The sequence below is a fragment of the Trueperella sp. HMSC08H06 genome, assembly GCF_001808465.1.
GTDB lineage: Bacteria > Actinomycetota > Actinomycetes > Actinomycetales > Actinomycetaceae > Trueperella > Trueperella bernardiae.
Genome location: NZ_KV793339.1, coordinates 78,075 through 95,398 on the forward strand (window position 1 = coordinate 78,075; position 17,324 = coordinate 95,398).

12 protein-coding genes are annotated in these 17,324 nt (G+C 66.2%); 2 read left to right on the forward strand and 10 right to left on the reverse strand.

The window, feature by feature from the left end; all coding sequences use genetic code 11:
- Positions 1-3 precede the first annotated feature (3 nt).
- From aes to HMPREF3174_RS00350, 5 genes are all read right to left on the reverse strand, one after another.
- Positions 4-981 (reverse strand): acetyl esterase, encoded by a 978-nt coding sequence (aes, locus tag HMPREF3174_RS00330; protein ID WP_062613898.1) that lies wholly within the window; start codon positions 979-981, stop codon positions 4-6.
- A 6-nt stretch (positions 982-987) separates the two neighbouring features.
- A complete protein-coding gene (locus HMPREF3174_RS00335) occupies positions 988-2,367 on the reverse strand; it encodes an MFS transporter (protein ID WP_062613897.1) in 1,380 nt (459 codons plus the stop codon).
- A gap of 300 nt (positions 2,368-2,667) precedes the next feature.
- The gene (locus tag HMPREF3174_RS09610; protein ID WP_305798429.1) at positions 2,668-3,276 is read right to left on the reverse strand and encodes a sugar O-acetyltransferase; all 609 of its coding nucleotides are present in this window, start codon (positions 3,274-3,276) and stop codon (positions 2,668-2,670) included.
- A gap of 128 nt (positions 3,277-3,404) precedes the next feature.
- Entirely contained in the window at positions 3,405-4,397 is a 993-nt protein-coding gene (locus HMPREF3174_RS00345; RefSeq protein ID WP_062613895.1) for a malate dehydrogenase, read from the reverse strand.
- Positions 4,398-4,495: 98 nt separating this feature from the next.
- Positions 4,496-7,723 (reverse strand): DEAD/DEAH box helicase, encoded by a 3,228-nt coding sequence (locus tag HMPREF3174_RS00350; RefSeq protein ID WP_210382910.1) that lies wholly within the window; start codon positions 7,721-7,723, stop codon positions 4,496-4,498.
- Between the two features lie 138 nt (positions 7,724-7,861).
- Here HMPREF3174_RS00350 and HMPREF3174_RS00355 point away from each other — a divergent pair, with 138 nt between their 5' ends.
- Entirely contained in the window at positions 7,862-8,503 is a 642-nt protein-coding gene (locus HMPREF3174_RS00355) for a DUF4352 domain-containing protein (protein ID WP_068538488.1), read from the forward strand.
- A 364-nt stretch (positions 8,504-8,867) separates the two neighbouring features.
- Here the strand turns inward: HMPREF3174_RS00355 and pgi are convergent, their stop codons facing one another.
- A complete protein-coding gene (gene pgi, locus HMPREF3174_RS00360) occupies positions 8,868-10,520 on the reverse strand; it encodes a glucose-6-phosphate isomerase (RefSeq protein ID WP_070444974.1) in 1,653 nt (550 codons plus the stop codon).
- Between the two features lie 99 nt (positions 10,521-10,619).
- Here pgi and HMPREF3174_RS00365 point away from each other — a divergent pair, with 99 nt between their 5' ends.
- Positions 10,620-12,890, forward strand: a complete 2,271-nt coding sequence (locus HMPREF3174_RS00365) for a 6-phosphofructokinase (protein WP_062613892.1) — start codon at positions 10,620-10,622, stop codon at positions 12,888-12,890.
- A 28-nt stretch (positions 12,891-12,918) separates the two neighbouring features.
- Here HMPREF3174_RS00365 and HMPREF3174_RS00370 read toward each other — a convergent pair whose 3' ends face one another.
- The 4 genes from HMPREF3174_RS00370 to sucD all read right to left on the reverse strand — a co-directional run bounded on the left by HMPREF3174_RS00370 (position 12,919) and on the right by sucD (position 17,323).
- On the reverse strand, positions 12,919-13,200 hold the full coding sequence (locus tag HMPREF3174_RS00370) for a hypothetical protein (protein ID WP_062613891.1): 282 nt from the start codon (positions 13,198-13,200) through the stop codon (positions 12,919-12,921).
- A gap of 57 nt (positions 13,201-13,257) precedes the next feature.
- A complete protein-coding gene (purH, locus tag HMPREF3174_RS00375; protein ID WP_070447296.1) occupies positions 13,258-14,787 on the reverse strand; it encodes a bifunctional phosphoribosylaminoimidazolecarboxamide formyltransferase/IMP cyclohydrolase in 1,530 nt (509 codons plus the stop codon).
- A gap of 41 nt (positions 14,788-14,828) precedes the next feature.
- Positions 14,829-16,247 (reverse strand): cell division protein PerM, encoded by a 1,419-nt coding sequence (locus HMPREF3174_RS00380; RefSeq protein ID WP_070447299.1) that lies wholly within the window; start codon positions 16,245-16,247, stop codon positions 14,829-14,831.
- A 158-nt stretch (positions 16,248-16,405) separates the two neighbouring features.
- Positions 16,406-17,323, reverse strand: a complete 918-nt coding sequence (gene sucD / locus HMPREF3174_RS00385) for a succinate--CoA ligase subunit alpha (RefSeq protein ID WP_068538493.1) — start codon at positions 17,321-17,323, stop codon at positions 16,406-16,408.
- Between the last annotated feature and the right edge of the window lies 1 nt (position 17,324).

The window sequence follows — 17,324 nt, forward strand, 5'->3', positions numbered from 1 at the left end:
TTCCTACTTTCCAGTTGGGTGGGTTGGTGAAGGGATCGATGTAAAGAATGTGCCGCCATGCGCCATCACCTGGCGTGCCGCATCTAGCATTCGCCCGTGGTGGAGGAATGCGTGGATCACTCCGGGCACGACCTCGAGTTCGTGGCTCACGCCCTGCGTCTCGTAGATCTTTGCCAGCAACCGCGAGTCGTCGAGGAGCGGATCGAGCTCCGCTGCGCAGATGTAAGCCGGCGGAAGGCCTTCGAGGTCGGCGTTGAAGATGTTGAGGTAGGGCGAATCGAGGTCGGCCTCGCGCGTGATGTACAGCTGCTTGTACATGGAGAAGTCCTCCGGCGTCAGGCCGTCCCACACGCCTCCGTAGAGGCGGATGGACACGCTATCCTTCAGCCCGAACCAGCCGTAGTACAGCAGGAAGCAGCGCACGCCGCCGGCGTCGTTCATCACGTCGCGCAGGTAGAGGTAGGTCGCAATCGACATGTTCGCCCCGCCGGAATCGCCAGCGAAGGAGATGTCTCCGCTATCGAGGTCCCATGTCTTGGCGTGAGAGCGCACGTATTGGACCACCTGCGCGCATTCCTCGATGGCCTGCGGGAACTTGGCTTCCGGGGAGAGCGTGTAGTCGATCGCGACGACGGCCGCGCCCGCTTCGTCGGCGATGTTGCGGCAAATGCGATCGTGGGTGTCGAGGTTGCCGAGGGCGAATCCGCCTCCGTGGATGTAGAAGATGATGGGGAGCGTGCCGTCAGTGGGCCGGTAGATGCGCACCCCAACCTCGCCGTGCGACGTGGGGATGCCAGCATCCTCGGTCGAGGCCATCGCGGGCCCACCCTCGTTCCAGAACCGGCGTTCCGTGAGGTACCCTTCCCGCATCTGCGCGAGGGTTTGGCCGGGTGCGTACAGGCCAGCAGCAATCTGGTCCTGCTTGGCAATCGCCGCGCCCATCGCCTTGCTCCACAGAGCAGGCACATCGAGTCTTTTCATGACAATCTAGCCCTCGAGGTCCTCGCTGGCGTCCGCGACGACGCCCTCATCGACGCCGACCAGGTCAGCGGCTTCCTCCAGCGAAATGCCCTGGGCCTCCGCGGCCGCTGTCAGCTGGGCGGCCTCAAGCTTCTTCTCGTTCTTCTTCACGTAGAAGTGGAGGAGGAAAGAGAACGCGGTGGCGAGAATCGCCGCACCGGCGAGGATCATGAAGATCTCCACGTAGGCATCGTTGCCCTTGTTATCGATGAGGGCTCCGAACCAAATGGAGGAGAACGTATCCGGGGCAAAGCCGATCACCGACAGGACGCCCGTCGCCGTACCGAAGATCGTGAGCGGGACCTTGCCCTCGGTCAGTGCCGAGGAAACGATGCCGAACACGCCGTTGGCAATGAAGCCGAGCAGGATTGCGATGATTGCGGCGACGACAGCCATCGCGGCTCCCGCCGGGAGGAAGGCGATCGTCACGAGGGCGATGACGGCGACCACCGAGCCCCAGCCAATAACGCGGGTCGGGCTACCCGCGCCCTTGGCAAGGAAGCCGAAGGCCGGGCCGGACAGGAGGGTGACGCCGTACTGGCGGACGATTGACACGAGCGAGACGATGCCGATCGAGGCACCCATAACCGAGGAGAGGTAGGGGGTGGTGTAGGTGACGCCCGTGTAGTAGAAGTACACGAAGAACATGATCGCCGCGGCCATCCACACCACGGGGCTCTTCAGCGCCATGCCCACCTCGGAGAGGTTGAATCCCTGAGAGCTGTCGGCAATCTCGCCTTCGAACTTGGGGATGAGGAAAGACAGAAGGCCGAGCACAAAGATGAGCACGCCCAGGAAGATGAGCATCCACCGCATCGAGTCCGTGGCACTGGCGATGTACTTGATAAACAGAAGGCAGATGAGGCCAACCGCTAGGCCAGCAGCGCCGTACAGGCCGTAGGAAATACCGATGTTCTTCGAGTACTCTTCTTCCTCCGAGATGAGGCGAACCAGCTTGAAGCGAATACCCCACCAGATGAGAATCGTCGAGATACCCATTCCCACGAAGACCATCATGAGCGTTCCCACCGACGGCAACGTGGCGTAGACGAAAGTCAGTGCCGCTGTCAGCATGAAGCCGACCCAGGACAGCGTGCGCACGCGCACCTTGTCCGCGATCACGCCCGAGGGGAAGTAGCAGATCAGCGCAGTGATCGCGTAAGCCGAGAGGAACTGGCCGAGCTGGGCATTTGTGACGTCAAGCGCCTCCATCAGCGGATCGTAGAAGACGTTCTTGAGGTAGGCAGGGGTGTAGATGATCGAGCTACCCATGGAGACGAGGGTCAGGAGGAAGAACCGCCGCCCGCGGGACAAGTCCTGTGCTCGTACTTCGTTTTTCTTGTTCATTGTGTCAACTCTCTAGGCGATGGAGCAGGTAATAATTCCGGCCAACTTCACTGTTGGTGGATGACGAATCACCGATTGACCTGTGTACCTACGACCCTACGGGAGCAAAAATGTGATTAACGGCCCAAAGCTCCCAGGATTACGGACGGAACCCGTCCACCCCTAGAAACTCCTGCAATAAAGCCAAATTGGAGGCGTTCAAGACTTGGCGCAAAGCCAGGAGGCAGGATTTGACAAACACGCGTGTGGCCCCGAATCCGTTGCGGACTCGGGGCCACACGCGAGTAAGAAATATTCGCCCTAGAGTAGGTGCTCGGGCACCAGCTCTGCCGAAGCGGCGTCGTCCGGAAGCGGGCGCAACACGCGTGCCGGGGTGCCCACCGCGATGACGTTGGCCGGCAGGTCCTTCGTGACCACCGCACCGGCGCCCACCACCGTGTTGTCCCCGATCGTCACGCCGGGCAGGACGATGACGCCGGCGCCGAGCCACACGTTGTCGCCGATCGTGATCGGCCGGCCCGACTCCCAGCCCTCCCGCCGTGGGGTGGGCTCGAGCGGGTGCTCGGCGGTGATGAACTGGACCCGCGTGGCGATCTGGCAGTTCTTGCCGATCACAATATCGGCCACGTCCAGGAAGACGCAGTCGAAGTTGATGAACGCGCCCTCCCCGATGTGGGTGTGGGCGCCGTAGTCGCAGTGGACGGGGGTGCGGATGGCGGCGCCGTCGCCGAACGCGCCGAAGAGCTGGCGGGCCAGGTCCGCGATCGCCTCCATGTCGCCGGTGGGCAGGGCGTTGATTTCGTCTTGAAGGCGCATCGAGCGCTCGAAGGCGACGTCGAAGGCGTGGCCCTCCACGCGGTAGAGCTGGCTGGCGCGCATGCGCTCAAACTGTTCCTCGGACCTGTCCACGTTCCCTCCGCTCTGCTGCGTGGCCCTGCCACGCCGATCGTCCTCACGCCCAGCCTACAGGCCCTCCCCCGGTAGGCAGGCATACGAAAACGGGCGACCCCGCAGGGCCGCCCATCTTCGGGTGTGGCTTACTTGATCAGGCCGAGAGCACGAACCGCGTCGAGCTCCTCCTGAGCAGCCTTGATGTTGCGCTCGATGCCCACGCGCGTGGCGTCGGAGATCTCCAGGCCGTCGACGATCTCCCACTCGCCGCCCTTGGAGATGGCCGGGAAACCGAAGATGAGGCCCTCGGGGACGCCGTAGTGCGAGCCGTCCGAGTAGACGCCCGGGGTGACCCAGTCGCCTTCCGGTGTGCCGTTGACCCAGTCAAAGACGTGGTCAATCGCGGCGGACGCGGCCGAGGCGGCCGAGGACGCGCCGCGGGCCTCGATGATGGCGGCGCCACGCTTGGCGACCGTGGGCACGAAGTACTCGTCCAGCCAGGCCTGGTCAACGAGCTCGAGGGCCGGCTTGCCATCGACCGTGGCCCAGGACACGTCCGGGTGCTGGTCGGCGGAGTGGTTGCCCCACACCGTCATGCGCTTGATGTCGGCCACGCGGGCGCCGGTCTTCTCAGCGAGCTGGGAGATCGCGCGGTTGTGGTCGAGGCGCATCATGGCGGTGAAGCGCTCCTTCGGCACGTCCGGGGCGTGCTGCATGGCGATCACGGCGTTGGTGTTGGCCGGGTTGCCCACCACGAGCACGCGGATGTCGTCAGCCGCGTTGTCGTTGATAGCCTTGCCCTGCGGGCCGAAGATGCCACCGTTCGCCTCGAGCAAATCCGCGCGTTCCATACCCTTGGTGCGCGGGCGGGCGCCGACCAGAAGGCCCACGGAGGCGCCGTCGAAAGCCTTGTTCGCGTCGTCGAAAATGTTGACGGACTCAAGCAGCGGGAACGCCGAATCGTTAAGCTCCATCGCGGTACCCTCAGCGGCCTTCAGGCCCTGCGGGATCTCGAGGAGGTTGAGGCGAACCGGCACGTCATTGCCGAGCAGCGCGCCCGACGCGATGCGGAAGAGCAGCGCGTAGCCGATGTTGCCAGCTGCGCCGGTGACGGTAACGGTAACTGGAGACTTTGCCATGTAGATAACTCCTTCATTGGATTCACGCGCCCGTGCGCGCACAGTCCCAATTCTACCCGCTGGCTTTCCCAAAATGCCGTCTTATGTCCCAAGCGAATCTAGGAGACAAGCTTGGATGCCGCGAGCAACATTGCCGGCATTGCCCGGTCCAGCTCCCACTCAATCGCCATCGGCTTCGAGCCGCTGTGGCGCACGTAGCGCGCCCTCCCGAGGCACGTGTAGGGCTCGGTCCCGATCTCGCCCACCTTCGTCTCGCGCACGAACAGCACGACGTCGGTCCCCCGGCTTTCGTGGGTGATGTAGCGCTGGCCGGTGGGAGAGTTTTCGCCCGTGGTGGACTGCGACTCCCAGTGGAAGAGGTTGGGGGTGAGGGCGTAGTCGCGGTAGAGGGTGGTAGGCGAGTAGTCGGCCTCGGACTTGCGCAGCGTGACGAGCAAGATGTCCACCCCGAGGTGGCGCACGTACTTCACACCCTCGCGCACGTTGCCCGGCTTTTCTTCGTCCTGAGTCCCGACGCCGAAGCCCGCCAGTAGCTCCTCGCGCGTGTAGCGCCCGTGGCTGAGCACCGGCACGCCGGCGAGCCTGCCCGGAAGCGGGCGCGCCACGGTCCGCAGCGCGTCCTCGCGCACCTCAAGCACCTGCTCGAGCTCAGCGCGGAAGACGCCCGAGCGGACCGCCTCCCACAACTTGACGGCCATCTCGCCGGGGTCGCCCGTCGGCCACAGGGAGAAGTACAACATCGGCGCGTAGGCCGCCTTCTCCCCCAGGCCTGCCAGGACCTCCTCCGCCTCCGCCGGCGTCTCCGCAAGCGCAAGCGCCGCGAGGATGCGCCGGTAGGCGGCGATGCGCGGGCGGTCGTTGACGTGGGTGAAGGCACGGATGCGGCGCAGCAAGTCGAGCTCGACCACGCTCGCCTCCCCGATCTCCTTTCCCCCGCCGAGCGCCAGGCCGGCCAGGGCTTGCCACGTGCGGGGAATCTTGCGCCCCCGCACAGTTGCCGTGGGGTTGCCCGCGTAGATGTCGGCAAGCGAGCGGTCGGCGTCGTGAAGGTAGGAACGCAAGGTGTAGGGGCGGACATCGCCGGCGTGAACGCGAATGTCAGCAACGAGCTGGGCAGCTCTGAGCTTGACCGTCTGCGTCAAGTTCTTCAGCACCTCGTCTTGCGTGACGCGGTCAAGCTCAATGTGGCAGCCGGCTGGGAGGAAGGGGAAGCCGGCCTCGACAGCGGTGCGCAGCTTGCGGCGGCCGAGGCCGGTGAGCGCGCGGAACTTGACGTCGAAGCGGAAGTCGGCGTGCTGGTGGCCCACGAAGTCAAGCACAGTGAGGACGGCTTTGGTGGGCGTGCGGCGCAGGCCGCGCCCGAGCTGCTGGAGGAAGATCGTGGCCGACTGGGTGGGGCGGGCCATGATGACCGTGTCGATGTCGGGGATGTCGAGGCCCTCGTTGAAGAGGTCGACCGTGAAAAGGGCCTTCACCTCCCCGGAGCGTAGCGCCGCGAGCCCCGCCTCGCGCTCTGCCCGGCTCGAGCCGCCATCAAGTGCCAGGGCCGGGATACCGGAAGCGGTGAAGTAATCCGCCATGAAGTGGGCGTGCTCCACGGTGACGCAGAATCCGAGCGCCTTCATCCGCCCCACGTCCGCCACGTACTGTCGCGTGTTTTCCACGATCTTGGCGGCGCGGGCGCGGTCGGCCAGGTAGAGCCGGGAGAGTTCCCCCTGATCGTACTGGCCACGCCTGAAGCTCAACCGGCGAAGGTCCGTGCCATCCGCAATCCCGAAGTAATGGAAGGGAACCAGCAGGTCGGCCTCGAGGGCATCCCACAGCCGCAGTTCGGAGGCGATGCGCCCGCCGAAAAACACGTCCGCCACGCTCACCCCATCCCCACGCTCCGGGGTGGCCGTCAGACCAAGCAACTCCTTGGGGCGGAAATGGGACAGGACCTTGCGGTAGGAGGCGGCGTGCGCGTGGTGGAACTCGTCAATGACGACGACGTCGAAGCGCTCCGGCTCGAAAACACACAGATCCTGCAGAGACTGCACCGAGGCGAAGACGTGATCGCCGCGGGCGGGGCGCTGCCCGTCCACGAACATCTCGCCGAACGAGCCGTCTTTAAGCACGTCGCGATAGGTGCGCAGCGCCTGCTGGAGGATCTCCTTGCGGTGGGCGACGAAAAGCAGGCGGGGCAGGACGCGCCGGCCGTCGCCGTTCAGGCGCTCAATGAGCCGTGCGTAATCGAGCGCCGCCACCACGGTCTTACCCGTGCCCGTCGCGGCCACCAGCAGATTCGCGTGGCGCCCGCCCTCGCGCTCAGCCTCCAAGTCCTCGAGCATGAGCTGCTGGTGCGGGTAGGGGCGCACGGTCAAAGCCGTGACGGTCGACGTCGTGCCCGGGCCGGGCAGCCCGCGCGCGTCACGCAGGGCCTCGTCGAGGCGCGCGGAGTCGGTGGCCGGGTCGTAGGGCTGGTAGTCGGGCGAGGACCAGTACGTCTCAAATGTCGCCGCGAACTTGGCGAGCACGTGCGGGGTGGCCACCTGCGAGACGCGGACGTTCCACTCCACGCCGTCCGTCATCGCGCTACGCGAGAGGTTGGACGAGCCGATGTAAGCCGTGGAATAGCCGGAGTTGCGGTGGAAGATCCAGGCCTTGGCGTGCAGCTTCGTGGAGGCAGAGAAGTAGTTAACCCGCACCTGGGCGCCAAGCCCGGCGAGCGCGTCGAGGGCCTTGCGGTCGGTGGCGCCGATGTAGGTGGTAGTGAGCACCCGGATGGGGACGCCGCGGCGGGCGAGGGGCTCCAGACCGGGAAGGAGCGTGCGCACGCCCGTCCACTTGATGAACGAACCAAGGAGGTCGATGCGGTCGGCCGAGCCCATCTCCTTGACGAGCTCCGCAGCCAGGCCCGGGTCCTGCGGGCCGTTCGTCAACAGGGCGACGTCGGCCAGTGGGATCTCCGGGCGCCCGGGTGCCTGATCGAAGCCGGCCGGCCACAGGGATAGGAGCTGGTCTGGTGAGGGCTCCTTTTTCGGGTCCACCTCGGGTCTTTCCTGCAGTGCGCTGCCGTCCGGGAGGAGCGCGAGGAGACGATTGGCAAGCTCGAGGCGCTCGCGCCCCTTCGCTGCTTGGAGGGCTCTCTCGATCCGGGCCGCCAGGTGGGTGGCGAGGACGTGAGGGGCATCGGCGCTATCGACCTTGCCGCTGACCGCGCGCAAGTCCGAAGCCGCGAGCGCTTCGGCCAGTTCGGCGTCGATGAGCCGCTCGTAGAGCCCCGGCGTCAGGTGCGCGCCGACGCCGCCCGGCCCCGGCCAGTGATATCCAGCGGTGTTCGTCACTGGACCAGGTTAGCAGCCGGGCCCGCAATCGCGGGCCCGCGGGCGCAAGTCCCTGTTGAGTTCCGTTTTCGGCTTGCGGGGGGGGGAGACCTGCTTAGCTTATTCTGACGTTATTTCGCACTAATAGATCGGACAACCATGACTAGCACAATCGCCAACACGCAGCGCTCATGGATCGGTCAGTACAAGATTCTGACCGCTATCATCGCCCTTTTTGTTCTCGGCTTCACCGCGATCCTCACGGGGTGCTCGAGTGACTCTCCGGAGACCGCCCCCGCCACCACCGCGTCCGAAAAAACGGACAATCCTGCTAAGGACACCGCCGAGGCCGAAGAAGAGGAAACGAAGTCCGCCGAACCGGAGGAGACGACCACCCCCGAGGAGCCCGCTGCGACCATTGGCACGCCGGTCGAGGTCGGCGATTTTACCGTAACAATTGAAGGCATTGAGCCTGGCATTGCCGAAGTCGGTAACGAGTACTTTGGCGCCCAGGCCCAGGGGCAGTTCGTCATCGTGAGCGCGTCCATCCTCAACAACGGCAACAAAGCCGAGAGGTTCTTTACCGACTCTATGAAGCTCATCGACGAGCAGGGCCGCGAGCACTCCTACTCGAGCGAAGCTGCACTTCACATCGAAGGCTCGTGGGGTTTGGACGAGATCAATCCGGGCAACACGCTGTCCGGCAAGTTCGTCTTTGACATTCCGGCAGACAGCACCCCGACGAAGGTTCTCCTCGAAGCAGGCTTCCTTGGCAAGGACGTCGAGGTCGCACTCAGCTAAACGACGACGCGGCGACCAGCGCCTTCACCGCTGCGAAAGGGGCACGATCCCGCGGGTCCGAGCAAACGCTCAGCCGGGGACCGTGCCCTTTGGGTACATCACCCTCACCGGCTTAGGCAGATTAAAATATTTTGGACGATTCCGGGCCGATCTCCTCATATATGAAGATCGGCCCGGAATCGTCCAGTAAATTCAAATCCGCGGAACGCTCCGGTCCCGCGGCACGGCCCGAGCCGTGACAGACGCGACGGGTGGGCCGATTGTGGCTGGTGTGAAACAGTGACTGGTAGCCTGGCGCCTGCGCTTGCGACCTGAAGCGAAAGTGCCCGCCGGCGAGCCGGCGGGCACCCCGATCGGTGACGTTCTACTTTCGGTGCGCCCGGTAGTACTCGATGAGGCCGCGGGTCGAGGAATCCTCGGCAGCGATCGCCGCCTCGTCGCCCTCAACGGCGCTGGTCAGCTCCTTGGCCATCGCCTTGCCGAGCTCCACGCCCCACTGGTCGAAGGAGTCGATACCCCACACGATGCCCTGGACGAACGTGATGTGCTCGTACAGCGCGATGAGCTGGCCAAGCACTGACGGGGTCAGGGTCGGGGCCATAATCGACGCGGTGGGCTTGTTGCCCGGGAAGACCTTCGCGGTCACCAACTCCTCGGCTACGCCCTCCGCGCGGACCTCGTCGGCCGTCTTGCCGAAGGCGAGCGCCTTGGTCTGGCCAAAGAAGTTACCGAGGAAGAGCTCGTGCTGGTCGGCATCCCCGTCCTTGAAGTCGAAGGTGGGGTTGGCAAACGCAATGAAGTCCGCCGGGATGAGCTGCGTACCCTGGTGGATGAGCTGGTAGAAGGCGTGCTGGCCGTTCGTGCCCGGCTCACCCCAGAAGACCTCGCCCGTGGCCGACGTGACCGGCGTGCCGTCCCAGCGCACGCGCTTGCCGTTCGACTCCATCGTCAGCTGCTGGAGGTAGGCCGGGAAGCGGTGCAGGTACTGAGAGTAGGGCAGTACGGCGTGCGTGGGGGCGCCCACGAAGTTGACGTAGAAGACGTTGAGCAGGCCCATGAGCAACGGCACGTTCTGCTCGGCCGGGGCATCCGCAAAGTGGCGGTCCATCGCACGGAAGCCGGCCAGGAAGTCCTCGAAGTACTCCCGGCCCAGCGCGATCGCTAGCGACAGGCCCACGGCCGAGTCGACCGAGTAGCGCCCGCCCACCCAGTCCCAGAAGCCGAAGGCGTTGACCGGGTCAATCCCGAAGGCCTCCACCTTGTCCAGCGCCGTGGACACGGCCACGAAGTGCTTGGCCACGGCGCCGTCCGTCGGCGCCCCCTGCTCCTCGAGCGTGCCGAGCAGCCAGGAACGCACCTGGCGGGCGTTGGTGAGCGTTTCGAGCGTCGTGAACGTCTTGGACGCGACGATCACCAGGGTCGTCTCCGGGTCGAGCCCCTTGAGGGTCTCCCCCACGTCCGTGGGGTCAATGTTCGAAATGAAGCGGCACTCCAGCCCGTCCTTCACGTACGGCTTGAGCGCCTCGTACGCCATGACCGGGCCCAGGTCCGAGCCGCCGATGCCGACGTTGACCACGGTCTCGATCCTCTTACCCGTGACGCCCGTCCACTCACCGCTACGCACCTTGTCCGCGAAGTCGAACACGCGCTCGAGGACCTCGTGGACGTCGTCGACGACGTTGCGCCCGTCCACATCTACCTCCTCACCCTTCTCGCGGCGCAGGGCGGTGTGCAGGACTGCGCGGTTCTCGGTGACGTTGATTCGCTCGCCACTGAGCATCGCGTCACGACGCTCGGCCAGGTTCACTTGGTCAGCCAGCTCCAGGAGCGCGGCCTTGACTTCATCGGTAAGGAAGGTCTTCGACAGGTCCACGTACAGATCCGCGGCCTGGAAAGTGAAATTCTTCGCACGGGTTTCATCCTTAAACCACGCGCGGAAATCGACGTTGAGGCCCGCCTCAAGGTCGGTCAGGCGAGCCCACGCGGGCGTCGCAGTTGCATCAATCGGCGCTGTCATAACTCTCCTCCTGAAAGCTAACAAGTGCCCCCATTCTACCCAATCGCGCCGGGGCAAATATGACAGAATTGGGCGTGACGCAAATGTGAAGGAGATGTCGTGGATAGCAACACAAGCGCCCCGGAAGTGAAGATAGGAATCCTGACTTCGGGTGGTGATGCACAGGGCATGAACGCGACGGTTCGCGCCGTTGTTCGCACCGCGCTCCAGCTCGGCGCCACGCCCTACGCATTCCTCGAAGGCTGGCGCGGCCCCGTCGAGGGCGGGCATCTGATCAAGAAGATGGGGTGGTCGGACGTCTCCTCCACCATCAACAGGGGCGGCACCGCCATCGGCACCGCGCGCTGCGACGAGTTCCGCGAGCGCTCGGGCATGAAGAAGGCCGTATACAACTTCGTGAAGAACGGTATCGACCGCCTGGTCATCATGGGTGGGGACGGCACGCTGACGGGCGCGGACGAGCTGCGCGAGCTCTGGCCCGAGCTGCTGGCTGAGCTCGTGGCCGAAGGGGCGGTGTCGGAAGAGGAGGGCCAGCGCCACGCGAAGCTGCTCATTTCCGGCGTCGTCGGCTCGATCGACAACGACCTGGTGGGGACCGACATGACCGTGGGCACCGACTCGGCCCTCACCCGCATCATCGAAGCGATCGACGCGATTGCGGCGACGGCGGCCTCCCACCAGCGCACGTTCATCATCGAGGTCATGGGCCGACGCTGCGGCTACCTCGCCCTCATGTCCGCCATCGCCGGCGGCTGCGACTACGTCTTCATCCCCGAGCTTCCCCCGGCCGACGGCTGGGAGGATGAGCTGGCGGAGAAGTTGCGCCTGGGCCGCGAGAACGGCCGGCGCGACTCGCTGATCGTCGTCGCCGAAGGAGCCTCCGACCGCGCCGGCAACAAGATCACAGCGGAGGACGTTCGCACCGCGATCAAGGATCGCATGGGCGAAGACCCACGCATCACTTCGCTCGGCCACGTCCAGCGCGGCGGCACTCCCTCGGCCTACGACCGCTGGATGCCCACCCTGCTCGGCTACACCGCAGCCTGGGACCTGGTCCACGCCACCCAGGAGACCGAACCCGTCATCATCGGCACCCGGCGCAACAAGATCGTCCGTCTGCCCATGATGCAGGCGATCCAGAACACGCGCGCCGTCAAGGAACATCTCTCATCTGGCGACTGGGACGCCGCCGTGACCTCGCGCGGCAACCACTACCAGGAGATGATCGACCTCTTTGCCACACTCTCCTCTCCCGTGGCCCCCGAGCGCCCGGAGGGTTCCAAGCGCATCGGCATCCTCCACGCCGGCGGCCTCGCGCCCGGCATGAACCCGGCGGCGCGCGCCGCCGTGAAGTTCGGCATCGACCGCGGCTACACCATGCTCGGCATCGAGGGCGGCTTCCCGGGCCTCGTGGACGGCAGGATTCGTGAGCTCAAGTGGCACGACGTCGAAGGGTGGGCCGAGGACGGCGGCGCCGAGCTTGGCACCCGGCGCACGATCCCCGACGTCGACCAGTACTACGCCCTCGGCCGCGCGATCGAGAACGCGCAGCTGGACGGCCTGATCGTCATCGGCGGTTTCAAGGGCTACAAGATGGTCTACGAGATGCACAAGGAATCCTCACGATACCCGGCGTTCAAGATCCCGATTGTGCTGGTGCCCGCATCGATCGACAATAATTTGCCCGGCTCTGAATTCTCGATCGGCACCGACACGGCGCTGAACTGGAACACGGAGACGATCGACCGCATCCGCCAGTCCGCCTCCGCCTCCCGGCGCTGCTTCGTGGTGGAGACAATGGGCCGCAAGTGCGGCTACCTCGCCCTCATGTCCGCGCTCACGACGGGCGCCGAGCAGGTCTACCTCTACGAGGACGGGATCACGCTCAGCCAACTCGCCGCCGACACGCAGAAGATGATCCGCTCCTTCGAGGCCGGCCGCCAGCTCTACTTGGTGGTGCGCAACGAGGACGCTTCGGAGTACTACAACGCCGACGTCCTGGCCAACATCTTCGAAGAAGAGGGCGGGGACCTGTTCGACGTGCGCTCGCTCCTCATTGGCCACGCCCAGCAGGGCGGCAACCCCTCACCGTTCGACCGCACTCTCGCAGTTCGTCTGGTCAACACTGCGATGACCGTGCTAGATCGGGAGCTTGCCGGCAAGGGCGGCTCCTACCATGTAGGCATGGTGGACGGGCACATCGAAGCCCAGCCGGTGGCACACATGGACGAGCTCATCGACATGGAAGACCGCCTCCCCTTCGAGCCCTGGTGGCACCCGCTGAAGGAAGTCCTCTACGTCGTGTCCGACCCCACGGCCGATCTGGAGCTGGCCCAGTTGCCGATCGTCATCGACGGGGCGGAGTCCTAACGAGCGCGCCGCTGGTCCGGGCTTCGGCCTACAGGACCGGCGGCGTGTTTCCCCACGCGGCCAGCATGAACAGGGCCGCGGCGCACAGGCACAAGATGGTGGCGTCGTGTGCCTTGGACCGCACGCGCGGTACCGCTCCGTCCGGGAGCGTTACGCGGGCCACGGCGATCGCCACGCACGAGGCGCTGAGCGCATAAACCGCCCGCTGCACGTCGAGCAGGAAGCCAGTGGCGATGATCGCGCCCACCCATGCCACAAGGAGCACGTAGACGATGGCGGGCGGGAACTTACCGCCGGCGTACTTGTCCATGTCTCTCCCTTCGGCTCGCGTGACGATCATACTCTAGCCGCCGGACGAGACGCGGACTCAGTGCGCGAAGTGACGCGTGCCCGTGAGATACATCGTCACCCCGGCAGCCTTCGCCGCCGCGATGACCTCCTCGTCACGGATCGAGCCGCCGGGCTGGACCACGGCACGGACGCCGGCCTTGGCCAGCACCTCGAAGCCGTCGGCGAAGGGGAAGAACGCGTCCGGCGCCGCCACCGCGCCACGCGCCCGCTCCCCGTCCCCGAGGGTGTTGGCGCGCTCGACGGCCAGCTTGCACGAGTCGACCCGGTTGACCTGGCCCATGCCCACGCCCACCGTCGCAGCCTCGCGCGCCAGCAGGATCGCATTGGACTTCACGCAGCGCACTGAGCGCCAGGCGAACTCGAGGTCGGCCGCGGTTTCGGCGTCGGCGGGCTCTCCCGCCACAAGCTCCCAGCTGACGATCTGGTCGCGTTCACCTAGCGTGTCGCGCTCCTGGACCACCGCGCCGCCGCTGATCGGGCGGATATCCAGCCCGCCCTCGGTCGGCGCCACGCGCAGGATGCGCAGGTTCTTCTTGGTCTGGAGCAGGGCGAGGGCGTCGGGATCAAAGTCGGGCGCCGCCACCACCTCGGTGAAGATCGGCCCCAGCTGTTCCGCCATCGCGGCCGTCACCGGTCGATTCGCGGCCACCACGCCGCCGTAGGCCGAGAGCGGGTCGCAGGCGTGAGCGCGGGCGTGAGCGGCGGCGACGTCGCCGGCAATCGCCACACCGCACGGGTTAGCGTGCTTGACGATCGCCACAGCCGGCTCGGGGTGGTCGTAGGCGGCGCGCAGGGCGGCCTCGGTGTCCTGGTAGTTGTTGAAGCTCATCGGCTTGCCGCCCAGCTGGGTGGCGTGGGCGAGCCCGGCGCCGCTTGCGTCCTCGTAGAGCGCGGCGGCCTGGTGCGGGTTCTCGCCGTAGCGGAGGTCGGCGGCCTTGGTCCAGCGCGGGGCGAGCTCGGCGGGAAGGGCATTCGCCCCGGCCTGGCCGGCGAACCACGCCGCGATCGCCGAATCGTAGGCGGCGGTGTGGGCGAAGGCGACGGCCGCGAGCTCGCGCTTGAACTCGACCGTCAGCCCGCCGGCGGCAAGCTCCTCGGCTACGCGCGCGTACTGGGCCGGGTCGGTCACCACGGCCACGTCTCGATGATTCTTCGCGGCCGCGCGGATGAGAGCCGGCCCGCCGATGTCGATCTGCTCTACGCACTCCTCAGGCGCGGCGCCCGAGGCCACGGTCTGCACGAACGGGTACAGGTTCACGACCACGACGTCGATCGCCTCGATCCCCAGCTCCGCCATCACCTCGTCATCGGTGCCCCGGCGTGCGAGGATACCGCCGTGGATGAAGGGGTTGAGGGTCTTGACCCGGCCGTCGAAAATCTCGGGGAAGCCGGTCACCTTCTCCACGGGCGTGACGGGCAGCCCGAGCTCCGCGATCACCTTCGCGGTTGAACCAGTGGAAATCAGGTCATATCCTGCCTGCTGCAATACCTGGGCGAACTGCGCAATGCCGCTCTTGTCCGAGACTGAAATCAGGGCGCGGGCCATGAAACCTCCTTGAGTCGATGGCTTCAGCCTATCGACGCCCCCTAGTCCCGCTCGGAGCCGTCCACTCCTAGAGCACTTTCTGTCTCACCTTCCGATACGGCGACGTCTGAGCTGGTCGGCGCGTCCTCGCCCTCAGTGGCGTTCGGCTCGGCTTCCGTCTGGGCGGGCTCGGCTTCACTGCCCTCGACGGCCGGTGGGTTTGCAGGCTCGTTGCGCTCTTCCGTGTTCGCGGCAACGCCGTCGTCGCCGGAAAGCTCGTCCTGCCCGGCACGCTCATCGTCCTCAGCCCGCTCGGCCGCGCGCTCCTCAGCGCGGTCCTTGACGGCCTGGCGGCGGTCGGATGCCCATTCGGCGGTCGCCTCGCTGCGGGCCCGCAGGAAGGTGAGTGTCTGGGGATGAACGAGCGCGCCCAGGAGGTAGGGCAGGCCAAGCACGAGCAGGGCCATGCCGAACATCACCGGCGGCACGGGGCCGGTCTGCGCCAGCCGCTCCGGGCCGATCGCGCCCGTACCCATCGCCGCGAGGGCCGCCACCACGAAGGCACCGATCAGCGCCGCGAGGGCCGAATCAAGCAAGGAAGCTGGGAGCGACTTCTTCTCCCGCCGCGTGACCACCGCCCCCACGATCAAGAAGATCGCCGCGAGGACGCCGAGCATCCACGGGTACCCATCCCCCACCGACGGCAGCGCACCCAGTAGCGGAATTGCCGGCAGCGGCGCCGACTCCACGCCCAGCACCGAAAAGTGCGTGCCCTGCCCCACGGAAAACCCCGGGCCGAGCAGCCACGCCAGCGCCCAAATAAACGCCGTGGGAAGGTAGGCCAGCTGGACGAGGAGAAGCCCGGCCGTGCCCACGGCGCCGGTCAGGTAGTAGCCGTGAATCTGGGTCATGCGCGACCAGCCGCCGACGAACGCGACCGCCACGGTCGCCGTCGTGAGCACCGCGAGCACGCCCAGGAACACGCCTGTGCGAGGAAGGGCCCGCGCGAGCCACGGCCAGACCAGAAGCTCATCGCGCCCGGCCCAGGCAGCCGTGACGCCACCCATGATCGCCCCGCCGATAATCGCCGGCCACCACACACCTTCGGGCCGGACGGCCACACCGATGAGCGCCACCACGGCCGCCTGCGCAATCGCCGCGGCAGCCACCTCGCCCCAACGCGCCACCAGCCGACGCCGAAATACCGCCACGCTCGCATAGACCATGATGAGCGTCATAAGCGTGGGCATGAGCGAGATCGCCACGCCCTGGATCTCAGTCTGGCCGCCGAGCGTGGTCATCCACCACCCGGTGCCCATGCGCGCCACGTCGTGCCACGTCGTCTCACCCAACGTGGGTGCCGAGGCCGTCAGCGTGTAAAACACCGTGGCGATCACGGCCATCGCCAGCCAGCCGAAGGCCAGCGGGGCAATCGCACCGCGGGCGACGGTCAGTTCGCGGGAAAGGTCAATGGTCTTCACCCTTCCATCGTTGCGCGAAGTTTCGGGGCGTGCGCCACGTGGGCCGGGCGTGTTGCCCACTTGGCCTACTCGGGCGAATGACAAGGCCAGCCCACACGCCGCAAGCCAGCGGCCGGCCGAGGCATCCGCCCCGGCCGGCCCCACGAAAAAGCTACGCGCTACTTCAGCAGCTCGCGCGCCAGGTTCGCCGTCTCCGTGGGGGTCTTACCCACCTTGACGCCTACGGCCTCAAGGGCCTCCTTCTTCGCCTGCGCAGTGCCCGCCGAGCCGGAGACGATCGCGCCCGCGTGGCCCATCGTCTTGCCCTCGGGGGCCGTGAAGCCGGCAACGTAGCCCACGACAGGCTTGGTCACGTGCTCCTTGATGTAGGCCGCCGCGCGCTCCTCGGCGTCGCCGCCGATCTCGCCAATCATCACGATCAGCTCGGTCTCCGGGTCCTCCTCGAAGGCCTTCAGCGCGTCGATGTGGGTGGTGCCGATGATCGGGTCGCCGCCGATGCCGATGCAGGTGCTGAAGCCGATGTCGGACAGCTCGTACATCATCTGGTAGGTCAGCGTGCCGGACTTCGACACCAGGCCGATCTTGCCCGGGCCCGTGATATCCGGGGGCGTGATGCCCACGTTCGACTGGCCCGGCGTGATGATGCCCGGGCAGTTCGGGCCGATGAGCTGCACGCCGCGCTCGTGGGCGTAGGTAAAGAACTCCGCGCTATCCTTCACGGCGATGCCCTCGGTGATGATGACAACCAGGCGCATGCCGGCGTCGACCGCCTCGATCACAGCCGCCTTGGCAAACGCCGGGGGCACGAAGATGACCGACACCTCGGCACCCGTGGCCTCCTTCGCCTCCGCCACCGTGCCGTAGACCGGGATGGAGACCGTGCCGGCCTGGCGCTCCTCGGCACCGTACCCGATCGGCGTGACCTCAAAGTCCACGGATGTGCCCGCCTTGCGCGGGTTCGTGCCGGCCACAATCTGGGTCCCCGCGCCGAGCATGCGGCGCGTGTGCTTCTGCCCCTCCGAGCCGGTCATGCCCTGGACGATAATCTTGTCTGACTTATCAAGAAAAATAGCCACG